A 24,568-nucleotide genomic window follows, 5' to 3' on the forward strand; every position below is an offset into this window, starting at 1 on the left:
GGCTGCTCCAATACGGTTTTTCACATAAATCACATAAAAGGCGGCAGCCAACAAACAAGCCCTTGCCCGGCGCCGATGAATCGGGCCGAAGCAAGGGCTTGCTTATTCTGGCGATGACAGGAAGGCTACAGCCGATAGATCCGGTACAGGATCACGGCCGCTTCGGCGCGGGACGTGATGCCCTTGGGGTTCAGGCGGCTGCCGTCTCCTTGCACGATGCCGGCTTTGACCAGCGCCGCGACGGCGGACTTCGCGTAATTCGCCACTTGGCCGGCGTCCGCGAAGGCGTCAAGTTCGGCCGGCGCATCGTCCGTCAGCTCCAGCTTGCCGGACGCCTGGAGAACCCGCGCGATCAGCACCATCATGTCCTGACGGGCAATCGAGGCAAGCGGATCGAACTTGCCGCCCGAGCCTTGCACGATTCCGAGGCTCTTCGCAATCGCAACCGCCTCGGCATAGTAGGCGTTCTCCGGTACATCGGAGAAGGAGCCCGCTGCCTGATCTGCAGTCAGCTTAAACGCTCTGGCGAGCAGCAGGACGAAGTCCGCTCTCGTTACCGGCTTGGCCGGCTCGAACGTCGTGCTCGACGTGCCCTTGATGATGCCCTCCGCCGACAGCTTGGCGATCGCTTCCGCCGCCCAGGAGTAGGAAGCTCCCACATCCTTGAAGGTTACGGTTGCCGGAACATCCGTCCCGGGCTCTTCCGATCCCGAGGTATCGGAGCCGTCATCCGTTCCGGAGCCGCCGGAGCCCGTTCCCGTGTCCGTGTCCGTGCCTGTTCCCGTATCCGTGTCGGGAGTCGTCGGCGTCGATGGGGTCGAACCTCCACCCGTCGAGGTCGAGCCGATCAGTTGGATGCTGTCCACCCGCACATCCGCGTTCTTGAACACGAGGTACAGGTTATGCGTGCCGGAGACGGATGCCAGAAGATTCTCTTCGACATTCGCGTAATCGAGCTCGACGACCTCGAAGTCGCTGCCCGGCACGTCGCGCGTCGCCGCTTCCGTCGCGTCGAACGTCAGCACGGCCAGGCGGGTGCCCGTCGGCGAATCCGCCCGCACTTCGACGACCGAGGTCGCGTTCGTCGAAGCGCCGCGAAGCTTGATTCCCTTCGCTCCCGTCAGGTTCACTCCGTTCAAGGCAACCCAGGAGCCGCTGCTCTTGGACATGACGGCATAGTAGCCGTTCTCCGACTGCTTGGCCTTCAGCCCTTCGGCCGTGCGAAGCTTGGACACTTCGCGGTATACCGTATCGTTCGATGCGAACGCGTGGTCGAATACGTTCACCGCTGCCGTCGTCGCATCCAGTGTCGCGATGGCGGAGCCGCTGTACCGGAGAGTCGCCGTCAGCGGAAGATCCTCGGACGAGCGGCCCGCCAGCAGCGTATACGTGCCCGTCTCGGTCACATAGCTGCCGCGGTTGACGTCCCACACGGCGAAGTCGGAAGGATCGACCGTCAGTTCAATCGTCTTGGTCGCTCCCGCTTCGACGAACACCTTGCCGTACGAGACGAGCTGCTTCTTGGGAACATAAGCCCCATACGAGGAGCCGTCGTTGCGAACATACAACTGCACGACTTCCGACGTATCCACCGCACCGGCGTTCGTCACGTCAACCGTTACCGTGAACGGCTGATCGCCGGATGCGGATGCCGGAACCGCGAGCTTCGAATACTCGAAGCGGCTGTAGCTTAACCCGTAGCCGAACGGATACGTCACGTCGGCATCCGTGTACATGTAGGTCAGGCCGCTCTCCGCCGGATCGCCGTTCGTCATATCGACCGTAAAGCGCGGGTCGATCTGGCTCAGGGAAGTCGGCGAGCTTGCCGCCGGAGGCAGAGAGTAAGCGTTCAACGCCGGGAACGATTCCGTGCCCGCGTACCACGTCGATACCAGACGCCCGGTCGGCGCATAGTCGCCGAACAGCACGTCCGCCAGCGCCTTGCTGTCGTATTGGCCGGCATACGGCTGATACAGGATAGCGGCGACATTATCGTTATCCTGAATCTCCTGCAGGTTGACCGGCGCGTTCGCTTTGACGATGACAATCGTCTTCTTCGGGAACGCTTCGGCTACCTCGGACACGATCTTGTACTGGTCGTCGCCCAGGTTCAGATCGGAGCGGTCGGCCCCTTCCCCGGAGCTGTGGCGCGCCGGTGTGCCGACGACGACAACCGCGTAATCGTTATCGGTCGCCCACGCTTGCGCGTCCGCTCCCGCCTCCTTCAGCACGATCTCGCGGAACTTCTCGCTGCTCGTGCGAGCCGCCGCTCCGGCCGCGTTCGTCAGCGGCGTCGCCGCCAGCTCCAGTGCTCCGGAAGCGTTCGTCTTCACGAACTTGCCGGCCGTGTAATAAGCCGTCTCGAAGCCCCCGCCGAAGCTCTCGGTGTATGTGCCCGAGATCAGGGAGACGGTGCCGTCCGCATTCGTCTCGACGCGGAAGCGCCCCGGAAGCGTGCTTGCGTCCGCTACGTTGGAGAACGGATTCTCCTTAAGGTTAAGCGTTGTCGCATCGCTGTTCGCGATCGTTCCGTTCGTCTCGCTCTTCAGCCACTTGCCGTTCGCTTGGGACAGGAAGCTGTAGCCTTCTTGGCCCCAGGCATACGCTTCGAATGCCTCGGAAGCCGTATACGCCTTGCCCTCCGCCTTATAAGCGTAGACGCTGTCCGTCACGCTGCCTTCGGCGGGCGCTTCATAGGAGGCGGCAACCTGCGCGCCTGCCGTGTACACCGCTGCGCTCACCGAGAGGCCGTTCGCCGCAGATTCGAACGCGACAATCGGGGCGCCCGTGCCGAAGGCGACGTTGTCTTCGCCGATGGCCTCGCGAATGGCTCCGAGCGGCGACAAGCCGGCATCCGGAAGCGAAGGAGTCGCCGATACGGAATAGGTCGCCTTGAAGCGGGTATCCGCCAGCAGTCCCGTGACCGCAACCTTATTGGACTTGTCCAGCGGCAGCACATCGTCGTCGTTCTTGAGCAGCACGATGCTCTCCCGCGAGGCGTCCAGCGCAATACTCTGACTGTCGCTCGCCGCGTAGTTCTCCGGGCTGCGATCCTTCGCCAGCTCCGAGAACGGGTAGCTCTTCGGGGAGCCGTCTTCGTTCTTCTCGTTGAAGTAGCCCGTCCGCACCCACATCTCGATCTGGCCGCGAACGTTGTCCTCCAGTTCCTTGCGGGTTACGCCGTAGGCGCCCTTCGTCACCGCGCTCACGATGGCCGCCTGGGTGGAGCCGAACGCATTCGCGTGATTGCCGCTAAGCAGCAGCAGGGCGGCCTTGCCTTCGGCATCCGTGTAATTCTGGTACCCGTTGTTGAAGCCGGCAGTCATGTTATTGTCCGCAAAAATAAAATCGCCGACCGATATCATATTGTACGGGTTCGCGTTCGCAGCCCGGATGATGTTCGGCGAGATGTGATTCGGAATGCCGTTCGTCCGCCCATACGTCGTCATCAGGCTTTGCACCGTTCCGGCCTGAAGCGGATACAGGAAGCTTTTCAACTGATACTCATTCAAGGCTCTGGCACTGGCGTCGAACTGACCGCTCTGACGGAACCATTGGGCCAGGTAATTCGTGTAATGCTTCGTGCCGAGCTGCGCCTTCAGCCAGAAGCCGTCCTCGTTGCCGTCCTCCCCGTAGCCCGTAATTCCCTTGGCCATCTCGTTAACGAGCGTGCCCGCGAGCACGGGGTCCTCGCCGTAGCCTTCCTCGTACCTGCCGCTGAGCGGGTTGGTCCGCATATCTGATACCGCCGAGTACATCAGCGTGTTCGGGTCGGACAGGTTTACCTCGCCCCGGCGCTCGTTCCCGATCACCGTGCCGACCTCGTTCACCAGCTCCTTGTTCCAGCTCTGCCCTAGAGCGAGCATCGACGGCATGTCGGTGCTGACGCCCATGACGCGGTCAACGCCGCCTGCCGCCGTTCCCGGAAGCTCGTAGCCGGCCTGAATCGTCCTTGGGCTTCCCGCACTCTTCTGATCCGCATAGTAAGCCAGGTCCTCGATGCTCATGTCGGACAGAATCAGATCGACGAACGCATCCAGATGACCGGCTACTCCGTCGAAGACAGGTCGATTGGAAGCATCCCGTTGGAAAACAATCTCCGAATCTCCGGCCGCTTCCGCCGTTCGCGGAAGCGCCGCCGTTGCCATCGAGCTCATCAGCGCCACGATCAAGCCGAGAAGCGTCAGCTTCATCAGCAGCGAATGTTCCCGGTAGGTTCCTCTCATTATGCATGACTCCTTTTCCCATAATTGAACATCGCGCGGCCGTGCGCTTCCCGCCTCCCCCTCTGCCGGGCAACGCCAGTATTGAATCGCTTGCATGGATGTTCAACCCAATTGTAATCGCTTACTATCGACGGGATAAGCCATGCTTTTTTTGGCTTGGCTCCGGATTTTTTGGATCGGGGGGCTCCGCGGCGCCTACGGCTTGTCCCAGACCAGCATATAGCGGTATATTCCGGATTGCCGGCCCGGACATCTGCTGGAGTACGGAAGCGATGATTAGAGGAACAACGATTGAAGAAGCCGGCCGGGAAAACTCCACTAAGGAGCTATTCCGACTGGCTTGCGGTTGTTTCGAGGGGTTAAATTCATTCAACTTATATACTTATAGAAAAAGAGCGGGCTATCGATTCGATTCGATAACCAGCTCTTCTCTACCCGTACAACTACCAGGTCAACCAGCCGCTCGTTCGCACGTAGTTGTGCAGAAGATCGTACTGCTCGGCTTGCATCAGACGCTTCATTTTTGTTCGGTACAGGCGATAATCCGCCTTGCGCGCGGCTTTATTCTCCTTATTGAAGTGGGCCGTTCGCATGCCTTTGCGGTATTCCCTTGTTTTCTCTCGCCTTGGGTTCTTATGCTTCTTCGTTAAGCACGTCCCACGAAGACAAGCCATCTCCATCCCTGTTGCGTCGAGTCAGATTTTGGCTGTTGCAGCCAGGACAACAACACAACTAATAGAAGAAGACGCGAGGGTTGAACATACCCTTCACCTCAACGTATAGAATTGCTTCATTATACCATGAATGGCCCCTCTTACCTCTGCCCCATAACCCTCTGTATTCTACCTATGCCTCCCCTAACCTACACGGCCTTCCCCTCCGTCGCCAATAACGTCAGGATGACCTGAGCATAGCAGCGAATAAGAAAATCGTTCGGATGGTTCACGTGATTGCCCGTCAGATCGGCATAGTTCTTATGCCGCAGCAGCTCGCGATGGACGGCGGTCATGTCGGCGACAGCGATCCTTCCTTCGGCGGCCCGCGCCATCGCGAACAGCTCCTCGGCATAGTCGGCCTGGTTCCCGGCGAAGTGCGTCTCCGGATTGGCCAGCATCGGCGCGACCAGAATAAATTCCGCCGCGTCGTTCGCCGCGAGCACCCGGTCGACGATTGCCGAGAGGTTGGCCGCGTACTGCTCCTTCGGCATCTTCCCTGTTCCGTCGTTCATGCCGAAGGCGAGGATGGCCAGGTCCGGAGTCGTATCCTCCAGCACCCGGCCCACGAGCTGAAGTCCGCGTTCGCTCGTGATCCCGCCTACCGATCCGTTCCGGTATTCGACGGTCGAGCCGTACTCGGCTTCCAGAATTCCGGCGACGATCTCTCCCCATGTCGGCAGGAAGGGCGGGACGCCTGTCTTGCCGCTGGCATTGGCTCCTTCGGCAATGCTGTCCCCGAACACGAGCAGGCGGAGCGGCCGCCCGGCCCCGAGAATGGCGGCGGTTCGCTTCGGGCAGGCGGGAGCGACGGAGACGTTCGGGCCGCTTGCACCGTCCTTCCGGCAGGTGTAGCTAACCGAGATCATCTTATCGTGGAAAAAGTGTCCTTCCGAGAACAGGCTGTAGCCGCCGCTTCTTCTAAGCTGCACCCAGCCCTCCCGATCCTTATGCGGGAACAGTTCCTCAAGACTTGTGACGGGAACGCGCGAACCGGCCGGGAACCGCAAGCGGCCATGGCTCTTGTCCCATACCCAGTCCTTCCCCTCTTCGTAGACGACGTCCAGCCGGGCGTGGCGAACCTCCGCAATCTCATCCGGAGGATACAGCAGCCGTCCCTCCGCCGTTGCGCCTTCTACCGTTCGCAGCGGCAGGATAGACTCGCCGTAGACGGCGTCTCCCTTCCAGAAAGGAATAGCAAGCTCTCTTAAGGAATAATTGCCGTACCGTTTCTCGGTCATGGTTCTGCTCCCCCTATCGCCTATCCTCTAATGCTTCATTCTAACACTTCAAAGCGAATGTCAAACAGTCTGGCCTGATAGGGCTTCGGCAATCGAACCGTAAGCTGCCCCGTATTGGCGCTGTAGCTGGATTCAACGGAATAGCCCTCGCCGGGATAGAGAAGGTTAACCGTCGCCTTGCGCCCTCTCCACCGTTCCAGCGGCAGAATTCGATACTCGGAGCCGCTGCCCAATCTCCATACGGACAGCAGGATGCGGGAGCGGTCGGGCGACACGAGGCCTACGCTGGCCCAGCCCTCTTCGTCGTTCATCCGCGTGAAGCCAAGCGGCCAGATCGGATGAGATCGGGAGATATAAGCCCGCTCCTTCTTGTAGAGTGCCACTGCTTCCGCAATCAGCCCTCGGTTGGTCTCGTCGGCAAGGTGGAGATGCCCGGACAGGTACAGGCTTCCGCATAACCCGTTCACCAGGTTAAAGATCGTCTGCTCCCCGTCCTCCATGGTCCGGAGATAACCCGGTTCCTCGATGCTCGCGGGGTTCGCGAGCTCGGAATGCAGCAACGGATACGGATACGCCCATATCCCGAGCTGCTCCGGCAGGATGGCTGCGAGGCTTCCGCCAATGATGGAGGGGTACTTCCGATAGTCCTCCTGGTCGCTTGAGCTCTGAAGATGGAAGCGGGCCAATGCCTCGTAATCCGCCCTCATTCCCCCGGAGGCGCAGTTCTCCAGAATCAGCTCGGGATGGCGGCACTTGACTTCGTCGATGAATCGGTAGAAATCCCGCATCGCCTGCTGCAGGCCGTCCGCGGCCGCTCTTCCTCCCGTATCGTCCCCCGTGCCGATGCATAGGTTATAATCGTTCTTGATATAGCGAACTCCCATCCGCATCAGCCGATCGATGACGCCGTGCGCGTAGGCGCACACGTCCGGATGGCCGAAGTTAAGGAACCAGCGCGGCCCTCCGCCCGCGCGAATGCCATAGCGGCGGATAAACCATTCGTCCGGCTTGGCGGCCAAGGCCGCGTCCTCGCCGCATACCTCCAGCTCCAGCCATAGGCCGGGCTTCATGCCTGTATGCCGGATCGAAGCAAGCAGCGCTTCCAGGCCCTCGTCCCCGAACCGATTGCGGCTCGGCAGCCAATCGCCCAACCCGCTGGCCCACGAAGAACCGAGATCGCCGAACCATCCGGCGTCGATGCAGAAGTATTCGCAGCCCGCGGCAGCGGCCGCTGCGATAAGCGGGGCCAGCTTGTCTCTCGACGGGTCGCCCCAGAGCGTATTCATATAGTCGTTGTAGACGACGGGCGCCGGCGGCAGCGTTCCGTGCAGCTCCCTCGTCAGGTACCGGCGATAGGCCGTCAGCTCCCGGATCGCATCGGCGAAGCTCCCGTCGACGCAACCGAACGCCGCCGGCACGGCGCGGCAGCTCTCGCCGGGAAGCAGCTCCTTGCTCCAGCCGCCAAAGCGCTCGTCGGCTCCGTCCGCGTGAATGAAGATCGCCCCGCTGTCCTCGCTCCACGAGCCGCGGTGACCGATCTCCATATGCCAGTTGGCGGACGTCTCGATCTGCCAATACCACGCCTTGCCGGTCTCCAGGTCTTCGAGCACGGCCATCGGCAGCAGCTTGCCGGTGCTCCAGCTTCCGACGGAAGAGAAGTGGACCGCCGCAGCGCTCGGGTGTCCCGACGTGGGGTACAGCCCCAATTCCTCAAGATCGCCGGAGCGCCATTGCCCTTCTCCGTTCCATGTCTGACGGCAATAATGAACCCGCACCTTGCGCTTATCGTACCAGGGAAGAGCGCCGTCGCTGGCAATTCCTTGCACGCACATCGAAGAGAGATGCGTCAGCACGACCGGAGACGAGCCTTCGTTCGTCACGACGGTCGACTGCCGGATAACTGCCGAGCCCGGGACGAAGCGCATCTCCGTCTCGACCTTCAGCCCCAGCGCTTCATGCTTATAGGCCATGAACAGCTTCTCCGCATCCGCGGAATAAGAGATTAGCTTCATGGCCTCCGGCAATCGCGTCAGACCGGAGATTAGCGCGGGCGAATGTCCGTACGGGATGCCCGCGATCGCCAATTCGAAGCTGGGAGCGGGAATCGGCGGGACCTTGGTTCGCAACTGCCGCTCCGTGTTGAACGTCGATTGCATGAGACCGTTATCCGTATTCGCCCAAGCCATGACCATCCCCGCGTGCTCGATCGTCAGCGCTTGATTGCATTCGGTCATTCTCCGTCCCTCCTATAGACCAGTTCCAATTCCCCAAGCGCGAACGAGCTCAGGACATAGCGGTCCGTCCACCTCGAACGATCGAAGAAGTGGGCCGGCGTCAGGAAGGCAACCTCCTCGTCGCCCTGCAGATGGTGCGGGCCGACCAAGTTCCGCAGGGAGCCGTTCATCACCAGCGCCAAGCGGCGGCTGCCGCTCCCCTGCAGCTCCGGCAGCTCCCATTCCCAAGGCGCCCATGCCCGGGCCCCGCAGGCGACCCCGTCAACGCGGAGCGAGATCGACCCGGCCCGGGGCCGCTTCAATCGCAGCAGCCAGCGCCCCGGCGGACGCTCCCGCGACGGCAGCAGCTTCTCCGTGTCCACCATGAAGCTGAACTCCATGCTTCCCGCATAGAACGGATACCCCTGTTCGGACAAGTCGCCCGAGGGATCAAGCACCGTTCCGTCCGGCGGCCCGATCGCGGGTTCAAGTCCCTCTCTCAGCCTGACGGCGAAGTCTCCGATCACATACAGATTTTCCATATGTCCGCCATATCGACGATCATCAAGCCATACCTCGACCTCATTGATTCCCTCTCTTGCGATATCGGCAGGCACGCCATAACAGAGCCAATCCGGGTCGATCCATGAGGCTCCGTCGGCCTGGAGGGGATGCCCGTTCCAGCGAACGTCCGCAGCCAGTTGCCGTTCGACGACAACCTGCAGCTCTTGCTGCGGCAGCGCTTCGCTTATGACGATGTCCGCCCGGTACCGATAGCCTCTTGGAGCGGAGCCGTCTTCCGCAATCCATTCCGCCAGATAACGCGCCTCGGACCAAGCGCCGGCGATGGAATCGTATCGCGAGAAGCGATCCACGACCAGCGCGTTCGGATGCAAGGGAATCGGCGCAGCGACCGGCGGAAGCGGAAGCGCTTCTTCCGTCATCGTCCCCGCCAGGAGCACGGCCCCTTCCCCCGGAATCGGACCCGTCGCCGGTTCGGCCCGCAGCAGCAGCGTCGCACGCGGCTCGAATTGCCGCTCCAGCTCCGTTCCCGTCCCGCCAAGGCACGGGGAGAGGAGGCGAGCTTCCCCGGTCTCCGCATCCCACTCGGTCAAACGAACGGGATGCTCGAATCGTAGAGCGACCCGGACGGTCTTCGTACCCGACATATTGGCGAGAAAATAAAGACGAGTCGGGCCGTCTTCCCGCTCATGAAGCCAGAGCGCAGCCGCATCCTCTCCCTCTATGACCATCGAATGCGGCGATTGCCGGCGAAGACATTCCTCCGAGAAAGGCTGGAGCGGAAGGCGACGCGCCTCTTCCGGCAAGCCTCCCCCTTCTGGATCGCGGTCGAACAGCACCGGGAAGCCGAGCTCCGCGAAGCGGTCCAGGAAGCGGATCGTGGTCGCTCGGAGCCGCGTGCAGCGCGGAATGACCACCGCTTGATAGACGGCCTCTTGAATGCGCAGCCCTGCGGCGGACACCGAACCGTACTTGGCCAGCAGGTGCTCGTTGCCGTAGTCGAAGCTTAGATGGGCATCCAGCAGCCGCAGGGACAATGCCTCCAGAGCGGCGTTCATCCCGTCGACCTGCGATCGATCCAACGGCGAATAGCATTCATAAGCCGATTCCATCGGATGAAGGACAAGAATCGGAGCCACTCTTCTGCCGCGCGTCAGCGCATAGCTCATTCGGGCCTGATAGTCCGTCAGCAGGCGATAATCTCCCCACCAGGGCTGCTGCGGACCGATGGTCGGCGGGTAGTCGCGCTTGCCCTCCCCTTCCAGCGAATAGGGAAGCAGATGCGGGCTGAACAGGTTAATGCCATGAATGAAGTGCCAGTCCGACATCCGCTTCTGCCGATTCATGCCGAAGCTCTGGCCCGCGCAGGCGAAGAGCTCGGACAGCGCCCGTTCTCTGCCAAGCTGATTCGCAACGCTCGACACTTGCTTCGCCGACAGCACCGTCGTATAGGGTTCGCCGTTATTCTCCGGCCGGTTCCCCTGAGAATAACGCCCCAGATGATCCAGACCGGGAATATGCATGTACTCATACTGTCGCATGACGTCGCCAACCCATTCCATCTGATAGCCCAGACTATCCTCGGCCATCAGGTGCCCGGTGTAGAGCAGTCCCCGCTCGTCGCACCACTCGTATACCGCCCTGCTGAAGTTCTCGGCGAACAGTTCCGTTACAAGAGACCAATAATCGTACCGGACACGGCGGCAGTCCCCCTCCGGCAGGAACAGCTCGTGCAGGCGGGGGCGCAGATCGTATCCATACTTCGCTACGAACCGTTCGTCCATCCCCGTTGTCCACGGCAAGGCCGGCACCTGGGGATCGAGCCATAGCAGGGCGCAGGCTTCATCGCTGAATACCCCCGGGACGGTTCCTCCGAATCGCGAGCCGAATCGCTCCTCATAGCGCCGGTGCGTGCTCTGGACAAAAGCTTCGGTGACGCGAGGGTCCAGCAGATCGACGTAAGCGGCATTCTCGAAGCGCGGGTCCCCCATCGGCTGGACCCACTCGTACAGATAGCTCGCGGAGCCTCCCGCTTCGAACGCCTCAAGCAGCCGGCATCCCTCGTCGTCCTCCCGCCGCTCCGGCAGCAGAACAAGCGCCTTGGCGCGATAATCCCGGCCCAGCGACGGAACGAGGCCGCCGGCAAAACCGCTCGGCCAGCCCTTCTCGTCATAAATCCACGCCTTCATGCCGAGCCGCTCCGCCTCCTCGATGCAGGCCCGCACGCAATCGAACCAGTCCTCGTCCAGATAGCCGGTCTTGAGGCCGTTCCTTGCGTGCATAAAGAATCCGCCGACTCCCGCTTCATGCATCCGTCCGATCTGCCCGATCAGCCGTTCGCGCGACAGAAGACCGTTCCATGACCAGAACGGAACGGGACGGTATTCGACCGCAGGCGCCCTGAACTCGTCCTCCTTCCACGTATTCCCGCTCTTCATCGCAACAGAATCCTTTCCCCCATGGAGCCGTATTCGATCTCTACGCCTTGCGGAGCTTCAATCGAAGCCGCCAGCCTTCCGTCCTCTCGCTTCTCCCAGCGAACACGGATCGGCCCGCGAGGCGTGCTGACCGTACCCTCGCAACGATTCATTCCCGGCATGGCCCGCGGCTGGAAGGCAATCTTGGCGAACCCTGGGGCGAGCGGCTTGACGCCCAGAATGTAGCGGCTCATCCATTGCACCGGCGTGCTCGACCAACTGTGGCATAGGCTGATCCGGTACGATTCGTAAGCCGTATACGTCGTTAACGAATGATGGAAGTCCGCGGACGGCGCCAGCGTGACGCTCTCCCAGAACGAGGTCGCCCCCTCCTCCAGCATCCGTCCCCATACCCGCTCGATCACAGCCCAGCCCTCCTCCGTCTTCCCTGTTGCCGCCAGCCTCTCCGCGAGCCAGAAGGCAGACAACGGAGTGACGGGGTCGCTTACCGCGATGCCGCTCAGGACGGACCGTTCCTGCTCCTCGTCGAGGCAGCCGCTCTCCGCGCCCAGCATCAAGGTAATCAGCGACGGACTGCTGCGGAACGCTGCGGAAGGAATCGTCGGCCGCTTAATTCCGCTCGCCGCCAGCCCGAGCTCGGGAATCTCCTCGTTTAACCGATTCACGCTGCTCAGGGCGATAGCCAGAACCGCGTGCAAGGTATGCCAGGCGTCCTCCTCGGTCATCGGCACCCACTCGATAAAGGCCTGATGCCGTTGTACGAACATCCCCGTCTCCGGATCGATATGATGAACAATCCAGCGCAGATGCCGTTCCAGAGCCGGCTTGATCTCCAGCACGAACGCCCGGTCGCCGGTGTGCAGGTAATAATCCCAGACGTTGACCATCCACCAGCACGTATAGGCCGGAATCGAATTCATCCAATAGCCGTACGGCGTATGCCCCAGCTCCAGGATGGTTCGCTTCAAGACGGAGAAGTCGTTCCACAGAACGTAGTCGGCTTTGGCGGCCATATAGAAGTCATAGGTCCAATTGAGCCTGTCCCGCTTCACCCCGTCCCATAATCCCGTCTGGTGGCAGATGCGGTTGGTATGAACGGAGGTATGATAGATTCGGTCCGCGACGGGATGATCGGAACCGAATTGCCCGATCTGCTCCAGCATCACGCCTACCTCTTCGAACCGGATGCGCAAGTCGAACGCTTCTCCCGGCAGCCCGATCAGACAGAACCGCACATACCGCATCCCCTGGGGCAGAATCGTGAACGAGCCGCCCGGATCGACCGGGAAGCTCTCGGTAATGCAGCCCGCATACCGCTCCAGCTCCGTGAGCGATTCCGCGCCGTTCCATAGAATGGTCGCCCGTCGTCCCGAATCGTTGTGCACGCGGAACCGCATGTTGTACTCGGCGTCCATCTCCAGGACAATCCACGGCGCTTCCCCAAGCCCTGCCCGTTCCTGATAGGCTCTCAGCTCGGCCCATTCCTGCTGCTTCCGCAGATGATAGAAGATATGCCGTTCGTTCCGGCGAACGCTCGGCAGCTCCGCTTGAACCGTATGAGTGCCCGACAGCGAGAGAACGCCGTTCGTGCGGCCGATCGCTTCTATGCCGGAGCGCTCCACGATCCCGTAGTCCGTCAGCGGCTTCGTACCGATATCCCCATAGCCCCCGCGTACGAACCAGTCGGGTCCATTTTCCAAGTCGCCGTAAGGCTCTTCCCCGAGCAGACAGACGACCCGGGCAGAAGCGCCTGCGGAGTCCCAGCGTTCATCGGTCGGCAGCCACAGCTCCGCTCCCTCAAGGTACCCGATGCACCCGACCCTCCGCTCTTGCAGATGGACGTTCACGTCCACAATCGGCATCGGCTCCGTGCAGCTTATCCGCAGCTCAAGCCGATGACGGCCCGCAGCGATGGAGTCGGGGAAGGCGTCTATGCGGATGAAGGACGCAAGATGCGCCGGGTGCTCCTCCAATTGTCCGACGACGACGCCGTCCCATACGATCTCGACATGACCCGTTGCCGCCACGAACAAGCGGACCTTCTCTTCGCCCCGATCCAGATGAAGCTCTCTGCTGAGTACGTGCTGCAGGCGGCTTGCGCCGTCTTCATGCCATATCCACTTCGGGATTGCGCTTGTCACAACCATCATTCCTTCCTGTTATCCTTTGATTCCCGTTGAGATGGCCGTGCCGGAGATCAGCTTCTTCTGGGCGAAGAAGAACACGAGAATGACAGGCACAATCGCCAGGCTGCAAGCCGCCATCAGTTGCGCGGTCGTAATCGTGCCGATCGTGGAGCCGCCCGCCTCCCCCGGCGACAGGGCGTACAGCCCGAGCGCAAGCGTGAAGCTCTGCTCCTTGCTTAAGTAAATAAGCGGGCCCATGAAGTCGTTCCAGGTGGACATGAACGTGCCGATCGCGACGACCGTCAATCCCGGCAGGCACAGCGGCAGCGAGATTCGCCAGAAGATATTCCAGAGGTTCGCGCCGTCGATCTTGGCGGCCTCGTCGAAATCAGGAGGGAGCGTTGCAAAAAACTGCCTGAGCAAAAATATATTAAAAGCTCCGCCGCCAAAAAAAGTCGGCACGATCAAAGGGAGCAGCGTATTGGTCCAGTGAAGCTTGCTGAACAGGACGTAGACCGGAATCATGGTGACGGCGCCGGGAAGCATCATCGTCGACAGCACGATGCCGAAGATGAGATTGCGGTACGGGAACCGCAGCCTCGCGAAGCCGAACGCGCACAGGGCGGAGGACAACGTCGCTCCGATGACGCTGCAGAGCACGACGATGCCGGTATTGCGAATATAAGTCGGGAACGGCTTAAGCGACCAGATCTCGCTGTAGGAATTCGCCATCCACTTGGTCGGGAACACAATCGGAGGAACCTTGTACAGATCGTCCAATCCCATGAAGCTTCTTGCAACCATCCAGATTAGCGGAAAAAGAAACACGATCGCGAATGCCGCCAGCAGCGGGTAGGCCAACAGTGCAGACTTGCCGGACGTTCTCATCTAGCGGACCTCCCCTTCGTAATGGACCCAGGAACGGCTCGATCGGAAGATAAATGCCGTCAGCAGCAGAACGATAACGAACAGCACCCAGCCCAGGGCGGAAGCGTAGCCCATATCGAGCGTGCGGAATGCCTTCTTGTAGATCATCACCATGAGGAAGTTGCTGGCGTTCAGCGGACCTCCCGCGGTCGTCGCCATGACTTGGCCGAACACCTGGAACGAACCGATGAACCCCATAATCAAGTTAAAGAATATAACCGGGCTGATCATCGGAATCGTGATGTTCCAGAATCTCCGGAACCGCGAAGCTCCATCCACGATCGCCGCCTCGTACAGATGCGCCGGAATTCCCTGGAAGCCGGCCAACCAGATAATCATGGAGCCGCCCGCCTGCCACAGCCCCATGATGATAAGGGAAGGGATGACCGATTCCGGTTGCGAGAACCAGGTGTAGGGCGGCAGCCCGAACATCTTCAGCAATTCGTTCGCGAAGCCGAAGGTCGGACTGTAAAGCTGCTTCCAGAGAATGCCGAGGGCCACGACCGGAACGACGACCGGCAGATAGAAGATCGTTCGGAACAGCCCGATTCCTGGCAACTGACGATGCAGCAGCAGCGCCAGCAGGAACCCGATCAGCAGCGAGGCCGGCACCGATATGCCGGTATAGACGGCCGTGATCCTCAGCGATTGCCAGAACTCCGGATCATGCGCCATCTTCTCGTAATTATCCGTCCCGATCCAGACCGGCGACTTGATGATGTTAAACTTCGTAAAGCTGTAATAGAGAGACTGAAGCACCGGCCAAGCCGTAAACAGCAGGATGCCTATCGTCACCGGCGATGTGAACAGATAGCCGGCAATCGCTTCGCGAACGCTCTTCCTGGACTTCATGACGCTATTCCTCCTCCCAACATCCGGGCGGAGAGACCGCTCCCGCGTCCCCTCCGCCACGAACTCCCGCTATGCGTCTTCTCCCCTTACTTCCATTCCTTGTTGATTCGGTCTTCCCACTCCTGAAGCGCGTCTACGAGCGACAGCTTGCCGAGCAGGTACTTATTCATCGCGTCTTCGTAGCCGGCATTGGCTTCGTTGATCAGCGCGACCGGCAGCTCAGAGCTCAGAATCGGCAGAATGTCGGCTTCCGGCGCAATCGTGTACGCTTCGACGTTCTTGCCTTCCACCGGACTGTTCCTCCAAGTCTCGTCGCTCTCCATGGACTTAAGAACAGGAACCGAGTTGCCTGCCGAATTGAACGCCTTCTGGCCGTCCGCTGTCAGGAACATCGAGACGAACGCGCCCGCCTCTTCCTTGTGATCCGACTTGGAGCTTATGCTGTAGCCGCTTGTTCCTCCGCCAACGGCATGAACCGCCGGCAATTGCGGGAACGGCACAACGTCCCACTCGAAGCCCTTGGCCGCGGCAACGTCATTGATCTGGGAAGCGACGGACTTCACCGCGAAGTAGAAGGCTACCTTGCCCGCCAGGAACATATCCTCCGGATACTGGCCGTTCGGGTCCAGCGCGTAGCCGTCCTTCGACAGATCCCACAGGTCTCTCAGCCCTTCTCCAACCAGCGGATCGGAGGCGATTGTCAGCTTGCGGTTCTCGGCATCGAGCAGCTTGCCGCCATGCCCGAGCGCGAACGGGGTCCATACCGCCCACCAGTGAATGTTCGAGTTGACCGCCCACTGCGTTGTCGTGCCGGAAGCATCCTTCTTGGTCAGCTTCTTCGCATAGTCCATGAACGTCTCCCAATCCCAGTCATTGGACGGCAGCGGCAAGCCTTCGTTCTTCAAGAGCGTCGTGTTGACCAGCGTGACGACATGGGCGTAATCGCGCGGCACCATGTAGGTCTCGTTGTTCACCTTGCCCAGATCGAGCATGCTCGGGTACACGTCGTTCACATCCACGCCGTTCGGAGCGAAGTATTCGTCGAGCGGAGCCAGAATGCCCAAGTCCTCGAACTCTCTTACCGACGTGTCCGGCAGCCAGAATACATCCGGGAGCTCGTTCGCCGCCGCTTGGGCCAGCACCTTCGCATGGGGATCGCCCACCATCTTCTCGACGTTCACCGTAACGTACGGATACTTCTCTTGGAAGACGCTGACAACGGCCTCCACGTTCTCGGCTTCTCCTGCCCACTCGGGAACGCCCACCCGAATCTCGACCGGATCATGCGCCTTCTCCGAAGCCGTCTGAGAAGCGGTGCTGCCGCCGGAAGCGCCGCCTGTATCCGCTTTCAAGTTGTTGCTGTTGGAATTGCCCCCGCATGCGGCCAGCACTCCGATCATACAGCTCATAAGCAGAATAGCCAATCCGGTCTTTACGTTTGTCTTGTTCACTTTGTCGTCCTCCCTGGTCTCTGCTTCCCATGTCTCTTCTTCCCATGTCTCTTCTTCCCATGTCTCTTCTTCCCGCGTCATCTTGTTCTTGCCCCCGGAACATTCTGCGCGTTAACGGCTATGCACGTCTCTCTTCATTCGCAGCGTCCCCCTTCCGCACGCATCTCGGCATTGGATAAAATCGGATAAAACAATAAATAAAACGTTTAACTAAATGTAGTTTATATCAAGCTCATTTTAATGTCAACGTCTTCCCTCGTCCGAATGGGCAAAAAAAATCCTTCGCTAGGAACGTGTCGGGCATGCCCGTTATTCCGTTGCAAAGGATCTTCATTACCTGACCGGCACAAAGGTGCTGCGAATAATAAACTCCGCCCCAATGACAATGCTCTCGGGTTCGATTCGCCGCGGGTTGGCGATTCGCTTCATCAGCAAGCGGGTCGACTCCTTCGCGATCAGGTTCGTCGGAATGTGAATGGCCGATATCCCGTAGCTCTCCGCAAGGGGACTGTCGTCGAAGGTAATGATCGCCTTCTCCCGATGGTCCAGCCCCCGTTCCTTCAGGGATTCGATCATCCCGATCGCCTGCAGATTGGAACCGGCAATGAGCGCGGTCGGCGGCTCGTTCAAGCTCAGAAACTGCTCCATCGCCCGCTTGCCGCTCTGAATATCGCCGTCGCCAATCGAGACATAGGATTCGTCGTAAGCAAGATTGTGGCTGAGCAGCGCTTGCCGGTAGCCCGAATGACGATCTCCGCTCACCAGATAATCCATCGGCGCCGGAGAGGAATACGCAATGCGCGTATGCCCGGATTTAATCAGAGAGACGGTCGCTTGATAGGATGCGTCCGCATTGTCGACGTCCACCCAACTGCAATAGACGCCTTCCGGCGGCCGGCTCATCAGGACATAGGGGAAGTTAAGATCATTCAGCGTGCGGAACGTCTTGACGTCGTTGAGCGGCACGAAGAAGACCAGCCCCCGCACGATGCCGCTCTGGACCAGATCCAGCACCTTGGAGCCGCCCAACCCATCCTCCCAATCGAGCAGCATGTTGTACTTCTTCTCGCTGGCCACCTCTCCGACGCCGCTCAGAATGTCCATTCCGACGAAGGGCAGGAATTCGGTGCCGGGCTTCGGTATGATCACGCCGACCGTATTGATTTTATTGTTCGTGACCAAGCCTTTGGCCAGGGCGTTCGGCTTGTAGCTCAACCGCTCCGCCGCCTCGATAATCTTGGATCGGGTCTCCTCGGAGAGACTCCCCTTGCCGTTAAGAGCCAGAGAAGCGGCAGCGATCGAGACTCCCGCTTCCTTGGCGACATCCTTGATTGTAGCCAAATAAACAACTCCTAAATCGTTTAATTATTAAAAGGAATATATCATAGTCCCACTTCGGATTCAACCTGCCCTTCTGCGTTCTGTCGTTCTGAGGTTAACTGATCTGAGGTTAGCTGATCTGATAATGATAGATCGCAACGCCTTGGTACGTCAGACTGGCCGGCCAATTCGCATCGGCGGTGGAGGCGGTGGCCACGCGCAGTTGATTCATGTTGTTGTCGATCCAACTGTAATAAATATAGAGGGTCGAGTCCTTGACCACGAAGGAAGGCTGACCGGCCCCATAGACGAGCGGACTGCCGTCGTAGACGATGAACGGCTGCGGATAACCTCCCCATCCTGTGCCGTCCCACTTCTCCCAAGTCCCCGTCGGACTGGTCGATCGGGCGACATAAATCTGATTGTTCGTGCCTCCGCGATTCGTCGTTGACGTGTACGCAATATAATAATAGCCGCCGAACTTGATAACGCCGGGATCGCACGTCGAGAGCGCATCCATCGAACCGGCGGTCGGAGGCAGGACAATCTGGTCGCTGCCCCATGTCAGCCCTCCGTCCGTTGAGCGCTGGTAACGGATATAGTCGTACGGAAGCGGACTGCCTCCCTCCGAGCAAGCCCACATATCAATGCTGTCATCGTCGTTAACGATAAAGGAAGGTCCATAGCGATAGCCGCCAATCGTTGCGCCGCTGTAGATATCCCAGCCGGACGAACCGATGACCGCCACGTGCTGCGCCGGGGAAGAGATCGCGCCGGCTGAAGCGGGCAAGCCTAACAAAACAAGCAAAAATACGGGCAACCACCGACACATTTTCTTGTTCATCATAGCCCTCCAATTTTAGTGAAACGTTTTATTTTTCATTTAGATCTTAATGTAAGCGCATTAAATTGGCAAGAGAAAAAGAGATGGAGCTGCCCGGGAAGCGACTTCCAATTCTTCTCTAGCTCCTCTCTGGCCCCTCTAGCCTCTCTAGCCCCTCTAGCCTCTCTGCCCCTCTAGCCCCTCTTAAGGAGGGGGCGACTCGAAAAGCAACTTCGGGCCATCCGTACTCTCCCCGCCTTGCTATTCGTTCCTCTGGTTTGGTGACTCTTGCGGTTTTATGCGGTTTTTCGCATTCGCAGGCTTGGATTGGCGGGAATCGCGGGGTTTTATGTGATTTTTGGCATACATCCGGCTTGTCGGGCCGGAATTAACGCCATATATGCGGTTTTTCGCATTCATCGGGCCCCGAGGCTCCTTTGCCCTTCGAACGTATGCGGTTTCTCGCATAAAATCGTCCAAACGTCAACGGCAACGCTCCAATGAGGCTCCGGGGCGGGGCGGAGCGGGACAGACATGAAGCTGCACAAAAAAGCCGCCCCCAAGTCATCAGGATGACTTGGCGGGCAGCCCCATCTTCGCTCTTGCCAGAACCGATCCGGCTCGGCTCGGTTAACGCTGCTCCATCACGGCGAAGTAGTTGTCTTCCTCGTCCGCGAAGTTGAATACCCGGCCGAACGGGAGCTCGACCAGCTCGCCGACGGTGACGGACTTGCTCTTGCAGTCGGCATACAGCGCATCGATATCGTCCGTGTAGAACATCAGAGACGGCGTGCCGAGATGCAGCTCCGGCGACATCTTCGCGACCGCTTCCTTGTCGTGAAGCACGAGGCTTGTCGCCGCGTCCTTCGGCGCGACTTCGATCCAGCGGAATCCCTCGTCGGCGCCTCCTTCCGAGAGGAGCTCGAAGCCGAGCTTCTCCGTGTAGAAGCGCTTGGCCTTCTCCTGGTCGTTCACGTACAGCATGACTTGTCCGAGCTTGCGGATCATGTCTCCTCGCTCCCTTCCGCGGCCCGAATTCCAAGTCAGGTTCGTTGCCGCCCGTTCTAGCATTTCGACAACCCCGTCCCGCTATCCTCCATCCTGTCAATGTGATTTTCTTCACATTATTTGCACGACAGCCTCGATACAATGGGAGCAGATTCAATCATCCGATAGCCCAATGGAGGAATCGTCCATGGAACTGATGTCGAACCTGCTCTCGATCGGTCAGAGCGCCGCCAAGGTCGCTGCAACAGGCGGACAGCTAATTGCGGACAAGCTGAGCATCTTCGGATTCTTCGCGGTGTGCCTGGTGTTCGTCGGCGGCTTCTTGATCGTCCCCAACCTCGTCTACGAGAAGTATTACAAGGTCGAAGACGACAAGGCGTAAGGCAGCTTGTTCTCTCCCCCGCGCGGACGTTACAATGAACGGAGCATACCGCGGGAAGGGGCGTCACGATGGAACGATTCGCCTGCGTCACCGGAGCCGACCACGGGCTCGGGTACGCCTTCGCGGAAGGCCTTCTGCAACGGGGCTATTCCGTGTTCGCCGGTCTGTACCGGCCCATAAGTGAAGAGCTGGAACGTTTGGCGGAAAATCACCCCGGAAAGCTGCTTCCGCTCGACCTCGACATCTCGAGCGACGCGAGCGTGACGGCGGCGGCGGAACGGATACGGGAGACGACGGATCGGCTGGAGCTGCTGATCAACAACGCGTCGATCCTTGGCGATATAACGGCCACGGCGGCGGACAAGCTCGACTTCGAGCAGATGAAGGACGTCTTCAACGTCAACGCGCTCGGCGCGCTGCGGGTGTCGAACGCGCTGCTCCCGTCGCTGCTTCGCGGCGAGAGCAGGCTGATCGTCAACATCTCGTCGGAAGCCGGCAGCATCGGCACGTGCTGGCGCGACGGCTGGTTCGCCTACTGCATGTCCAAGGCCGCGCTCAACATGCAATCGGCCATCGTCCACAACGAGCTGCGCAAGTCGGGCGGACAGGCGATGGTGTTCCACCCCGGCCACGTCCGCACGTTCATGCGCGGCCATCTGGATGAGACGGGCAGCCTCACTCCGGCCGAATCGGCGGGCCATATCCTCGGCTTGATCGCCCGGCACGAGGAGTTCCGGGGAGAGCATCCCGTCTTCCTGAGCTACGACGGGACGCCGATGGAGTGGTGAGCGCCTGGCTATAAGCTTCGTCAGTCCTTGGCCTTCAGGTAGATCTCCCATGCTTCGAGCACAGAAGCCCCCGTCAACCGCAGCGTCTCGGGATCGACGAAGCACTCGCGAAGCCGAAGCTGCAGCCGGGACAGCAATTCCCCCGGCTTGAACTGCATCATCAGCTCAACCGGTCCCTGTATGCGATAAGGGGCCATGCTCCCTTGCGCGGCCAGCTCCCTGCACATCAGCGCGCCCTCCGTCAGGTAACGTCCCGTCCATTCCGAGGGATAACACAGGGCGGAGGCAGGACCGAGCGATTCCTTCACCGACACCGTAATGACGCCGGCCATCAGCTCGCGGGCTTCCCGCGCCCCTTCCGAATCGCCGGTCACCATCGCCAGCGGTACGCCCGCCTCTCCCGCAATGGCCGCTTCCAGCCCAATCTCGCCGATCGGTTCTCCGTTCAGCTCCATGCGGACGATATCGTGCTCGTAATTGTGCGCGAGCAGCGCGTTCGGCGTTCCGGCCCGGGCGTGCAATCCCTGCAGGATCATGCCGTCGAAGCGACCTGACAGCCACCCCGCGTTCGCGACGCCGTAATGCGGCTTGCCGGCGATCACTTGCACGCGGCGATCCAGCCGATCCGGGTCGATGTTCCGTCCGGCGAAGTGAATATCGTAGATCACGACCTCGTCGTCTTCCTCCTGCAGCAGTCCCGCCAGAAGCGCCTGCAGATCGTGCATCAGCATCCATTTGCCGAAGGCATATTCCGCCGCTCCGGGAACGACCTGCTCCATCGAGACGACACCGGTCACCCCTTCCATATCGCTGCGAATCATCCATCTCATAAGCGTTCCGCCTCCTGCCATGCTTGTTCCAGCTTGCGGATGAACAGCTCCGCGCTGCTGCGCTCCGTCATCCCCGGATAAGGACGCATCTCCAGCGTCAATGTCGGCGATTCCTCGCCTTCGACTTCGAAGTAGCCGGCATCGATCAGGCAGCGCAGAAATTCCGCCGCCTCCGCCACATCGTTCTCGCCGCCCGGATATCCCCAGGGCGGATGCATATCTCCGTATAACGGGTCCCGGGAATCCCGCATGACGCAACTGCCGAGATGCACGTGCCGGATATGCCGGCCGGCCGTCGCGACCGCGTGGCGGAAGCTTTCGCCCATCAACGGAATATGGCCCATATCCACCAGAAGGCCGATATTCTCGCATCCCGCCGAGCGCACCGCTTCGACGACCGCCACCGCTTCGACCGTCGGACCGATAAGCAGATTTCTCCCAATGGAACGATCGAACGGCTCGATCATGAGGCAAAGCCCGGCTCCGGCATAGGCGCACAGATCGATCATATAAGCGATCATAAGCGCCATCTCCTCCTCGCGCCGCTCCGGGCCGGGATCGTCGCCGCTTGCGACGACCATCTTGCGGGCGCCAATCGACTTGGCGCGATCGATGTGACGCTTGGCTTCGTCCCGCGTACGTTCCCGAACGACGACGTCGGGGTGATGCGGTCCCCAATCCGGTCCGAGCATTAACGGACAATTGTAAATCGGCTCTCTGCCGGAGGCGGCGATTCTGGCGATCGCACGCGTTTGCGCCTCTTCTCCGGAGGACGGCACGTAACAATCCGTCACTTCGAAGCCGGGCAATGCCAGCGCTTCAGCCAGCGAATCGCCATGCGCGGACGCCGAATCCAGCGAAGCCGGATACAGCAGATGATGGTTGATGCCGAGTCGATAGTGCGGCCTGCTCATCGGTTATCCCTCCATCCCCGCCAAGTGCTGGGCAACCGCCTGCGAGACGGTCATCGCTTGGCCATACAGCCTCAGCCCGTGCAATCTCCCGTTCAGGGACGGAGCTGCGGCAAGTTCTCTCCCTGCCGCGCCGACGGTTCCGAGCGTCGGGCCGAACCGGCCCCAGCCGAACTGCCGCTGCGCGCCGCCGTCGCACAGAACGCCGTCCGCGACGAACAGAATCAGCTTCGGACCTCCGTCGACAATGACCGCGACATGTTGCAGGCTGCCGGCCCGCAAGATGCCGCTGTCGCTGTCCCAATAAGCGCCGCTGCGACCGTCGCTCAGCTCCAAACGAAGCGCACCGGCTTCGATCGTCACCAGTCGGAAGCCTTGTCCCGCGGCATCCGTCGCGTCGGCCACCACCTGCCCGGGCGCCAAGGAATCCATAGAGAGCCAGAGCTCGAGACTAAAGCTCCCGCCTTCGGACAGCGCGCCGAATCCGGGCAATGCGTGCGAAGCGCCGGATGCGCAAGCTTCCCGGTCCAATTCCAGCAGCAGCCCCTCCCGATCGACCTGCCTCCGCTCGCCTTGCGCCCACATTCCCTCCAGCAGCGCCTTGTCGATCGGATGAACGCGGGCGATCTCCTTCTGCGTCTCGGTGACGTAATAGTCGCCGCCGTCCTCGATAAAATCCGGATAGCTGATGCGCACGGCCGGATCGTCGTCGTAGAGCAGCACTTCCGGCTGCGACCAGTGGATAACGCCGTCCCGCTCCACCCCTCCGCTCACCCATGCCGGATTGCGATCCGCATAAGCCAGCCACGGACGTTCAATGAAGCTTCTGCCGTGGTTGTGATACCAGAGCAAATACTTCCCGTTGGCGAACTTCTTCACGAAGTTGGCGGCCCGCGGATGCTTGATCGCGCGTCCGCCCGGCGAGTAGGCCGCGTGCTCGGGCTTCGTCCAAGAGCGGCCGCCGTCCCGGCTGTACGATTGCGCGTTATGACCGGCAACCGTACGGAACGTACAATAGAGACTTCCGTCGTTCAGGCCGACGGGATTATGCTCGTCGCCGACCGGTCCGAGCGGAGCGCGAAGACCGAAGTCTCCTTCCGGCAGCGTCTGCCAGCGGATTCGCGTCGGGTCGGACTCCTCCAGAATATTGTCGCTTCTCAGGAACGCGCCCTCCGACTCGGCCATCCATCCCGGCCCGAACGACCCGACTTTGGCGAACCCGATGTAGACGGCCCCCTCCTGGACCATCGGCTTGCCGACGCCCCACAGATACTGCACCTCTCCGCGATGCCGGTTGCGCCTGTCGATCTCGAAGCTGCGAATCGGAATCGTATGCCGCTGCGCAGACCAGGTGCGCCCGTGATCGTCGGAGTACTTGAATACCATATATCCAAGCGTATCGACTCGTTCGTGCAGCACTTCCCCCGGCTCGCCGTCGAAGTGGCCTCCGGCAACCTGACGGATATTGTCGGCATTGTACAAATAAAAGACGTAGACGCGCCCGCCCGGCACAACGAGCGGCATGGCCCAGGAAGCTTCCGGACCGCCGGCCGGTTCGATATCGACCAGCGCCGTCCAGGTAAGTCCCTTGTCGGCGCTGATCGTCGAGACGACATGCTGCCCGCTCTCTCCTTCCAGCCCGCGACCGGTCGTCATGACGCAGAGCCAATGTCCTTCGGCGGTAATGACCGCATAAGGCTGATCGCAATAATGCTCCTTCGGCAACTCCCGCCCGTTCTTGATATTGCGCCAATCGATTCGATCCCGTGCCAATGCGCCTCTCCTCCAAATCTGCCA

At 60.4% G+C, this 24,568-nt stretch carries 17 protein-coding genes; 2 read left to right on the forward strand and 15 right to left on the reverse strand.

Going from position 1 to position 24,568, the window contains the following annotated elements; all coding sequences use genetic code 11:
• Positions 1 to 125 precede the first annotated feature (125 nt).
• The 12 genes from E6C55_RS10390 to E6C55_RS10445 form a co-directional block, all read right to left on the reverse strand.
• Positions 126 to 4,226: a glycoside hydrolase family 3 C-terminal domain-containing protein gene (locus E6C55_RS10390; protein WP_168735566.1), complete on the reverse strand. Its 4,101-nt coding sequence runs from the start codon at positions 4,224 to 4,226 to the stop codon at positions 126 to 128.
• 443 nt (positions 4,227 to 4,669) lie between these two features.
• Positions 4,670 to 4,819, reverse strand: coding sequence for a hypothetical protein (locus tag E6C55_RS34630; RefSeq protein ID WP_230986637.1), 150 nt, complete (start codon positions 4,817 to 4,819; stop codon positions 4,670 to 4,672).
• Positions 4,820 to 5,088: 269 nt separating this feature from the next.
• Positions 5,089 to 6,180, reverse strand: coding sequence for an SGNH/GDSL hydrolase family protein (locus E6C55_RS10400; RefSeq protein ID WP_136369726.1), 1,092 nt, complete (start codon positions 6,178 to 6,180; stop codon positions 5,089 to 5,091).
• Between the two features lie 35 nt (positions 6,181 to 6,215).
• On the reverse strand, positions 6,216 to 8,414 hold the full coding sequence (locus tag E6C55_RS10405) for a glycoside hydrolase family 36 protein (protein ID WP_136369727.1): 2,199 nt from the start codon (positions 8,412 to 8,414) through the stop codon (positions 6,216 to 6,218).
• Complete coding sequence (locus E6C55_RS10410) at positions 8,411 to 11,353, reverse strand: glycosyl hydrolase (protein WP_136369728.1); 2,943 nt, start codon at positions 11,351 to 11,353, stop codon at positions 8,411 to 8,413. The genes E6C55_RS10405 and E6C55_RS10410 overlap by 4 nt, the downstream gene beginning before the upstream one ends.
• On the reverse strand, positions 11,350 to 13,503 hold the full coding sequence (locus E6C55_RS10415; protein WP_136369729.1) for an alpha-L-rhamnosidase C-terminal domain-containing protein: 2,154 nt from the start codon (positions 13,501 to 13,503) through the stop codon (positions 11,350 to 11,352). Before E6C55_RS10415 ends, E6C55_RS10410 begins: the two co-directional genes overlap by 4 nt.
• Before the next feature lie 9 nt (positions 13,504 to 13,512).
• Positions 13,513 to 14,367, reverse strand: coding sequence for a carbohydrate ABC transporter permease (locus E6C55_RS10420; protein WP_136369730.1), 855 nt, complete (start codon positions 14,365 to 14,367; stop codon positions 13,513 to 13,515).
• On the reverse strand, positions 14,368 to 15,258 hold the full coding sequence (locus E6C55_RS10425) for a carbohydrate ABC transporter permease (protein ID WP_136369731.1): 891 nt from the start codon (positions 15,256 to 15,258) through the stop codon (positions 14,368 to 14,370). It abuts the gene before it with no gap.
• 86 nt (positions 15,259 to 15,344) lie between these two features.
• Positions 15,345 to 16,790 (reverse strand): ABC transporter substrate-binding protein, encoded by a 1,446-nt coding sequence (locus E6C55_RS10430; RefSeq protein WP_136369732.1) that lies wholly within the window; start codon positions 16,788 to 16,790, stop codon positions 15,345 to 15,347.
• Between the two features lie 252 nt (positions 16,791 to 17,042).
• Positions 17,043 to 18,050, reverse strand: coding sequence for a LacI family DNA-binding transcriptional regulator (locus E6C55_RS10435; protein WP_136369733.1), 1,008 nt, complete (start codon positions 18,048 to 18,050; stop codon positions 17,043 to 17,045).
• 109 nt (positions 18,051 to 18,159) lie between these two features.
• Complete coding sequence (locus tag E6C55_RS10440) at positions 18,160 to 18,873, reverse strand: glycoside hydrolase family protein (protein ID WP_136369734.1); 714 nt, start codon at positions 18,871 to 18,873, stop codon at positions 18,160 to 18,162.
• Between the two features lie 609 nt (positions 18,874 to 19,482).
• Positions 19,483 to 19,860: a VOC family protein gene (locus E6C55_RS10445; protein WP_136369735.1), complete on the reverse strand. Its 378-nt coding sequence runs from the start codon at positions 19,858 to 19,860 to the stop codon at positions 19,483 to 19,485.
• 187 nt (positions 19,861 to 20,047) lie between these two features.
• On the opposite strand from E6C55_RS10445, the gene E6C55_RS10450 reads away from it, so the two are divergent.
• Positions 20,048 to 20,242 (forward strand): hypothetical protein, encoded by a 195-nt coding sequence (locus E6C55_RS10450; RefSeq protein ID WP_136369736.1) that lies wholly within the window; start codon positions 20,048 to 20,050, stop codon positions 20,240 to 20,242.
• 68 nt (positions 20,243 to 20,310) lie between these two features.
• Complete coding sequence (locus E6C55_RS10455) at positions 20,311 to 21,030, forward strand: SDR family NAD(P)-dependent oxidoreductase (RefSeq protein WP_136369737.1); 720 nt, start codon at positions 20,311 to 20,313, stop codon at positions 21,028 to 21,030.
• Positions 21,031 to 21,050: 20 nt separating this feature from the next.
• Here the strand turns inward: E6C55_RS10455 and E6C55_RS10460 are convergent, their stop codons facing one another.
• The 3 genes from E6C55_RS10460 to E6C55_RS10470 are packed head-to-tail and all read right to left on the reverse strand — an operon-like array spanning position 21,051 to position 24,544.
• Positions 21,051 to 21,860 carry a M55 family metallopeptidase gene (locus E6C55_RS10460; RefSeq protein WP_168735567.1) on the reverse strand — a complete coding sequence of 270 codons (810 nt, stop codon included), beginning with the start codon at positions 21,858 to 21,860 and terminating at the stop codon, positions 21,051 to 21,053.
• Entirely contained in the window at positions 21,857 to 22,774 is a 918-nt protein-coding gene (locus tag E6C55_RS10465; RefSeq protein ID WP_136369739.1) for a sugar phosphate isomerase/epimerase family protein, read from the reverse strand. The genes E6C55_RS10460 and E6C55_RS10465 overlap by 4 nt, the downstream gene beginning before the upstream one ends.
• 3 nt (positions 22,775 to 22,777) lie before the next feature.
• Positions 22,778 to 24,544, reverse strand: a complete 1,767-nt coding sequence (locus tag E6C55_RS10470) for a sialidase family protein (protein ID WP_136369740.1) — start codon at positions 24,542 to 24,544, stop codon at positions 22,778 to 22,780.
• Positions 24,545 to 24,568: the final 24 nt, after the last annotated feature.

This window comes from Cohnella fermenti (assembly GCF_004801405.1).
In the GTDB taxonomy this organism is placed as follows: Bacteria; Bacillota; Bacilli; order Paenibacillales; family Paenibacillaceae; genus Cohnella; species Cohnella fermenti.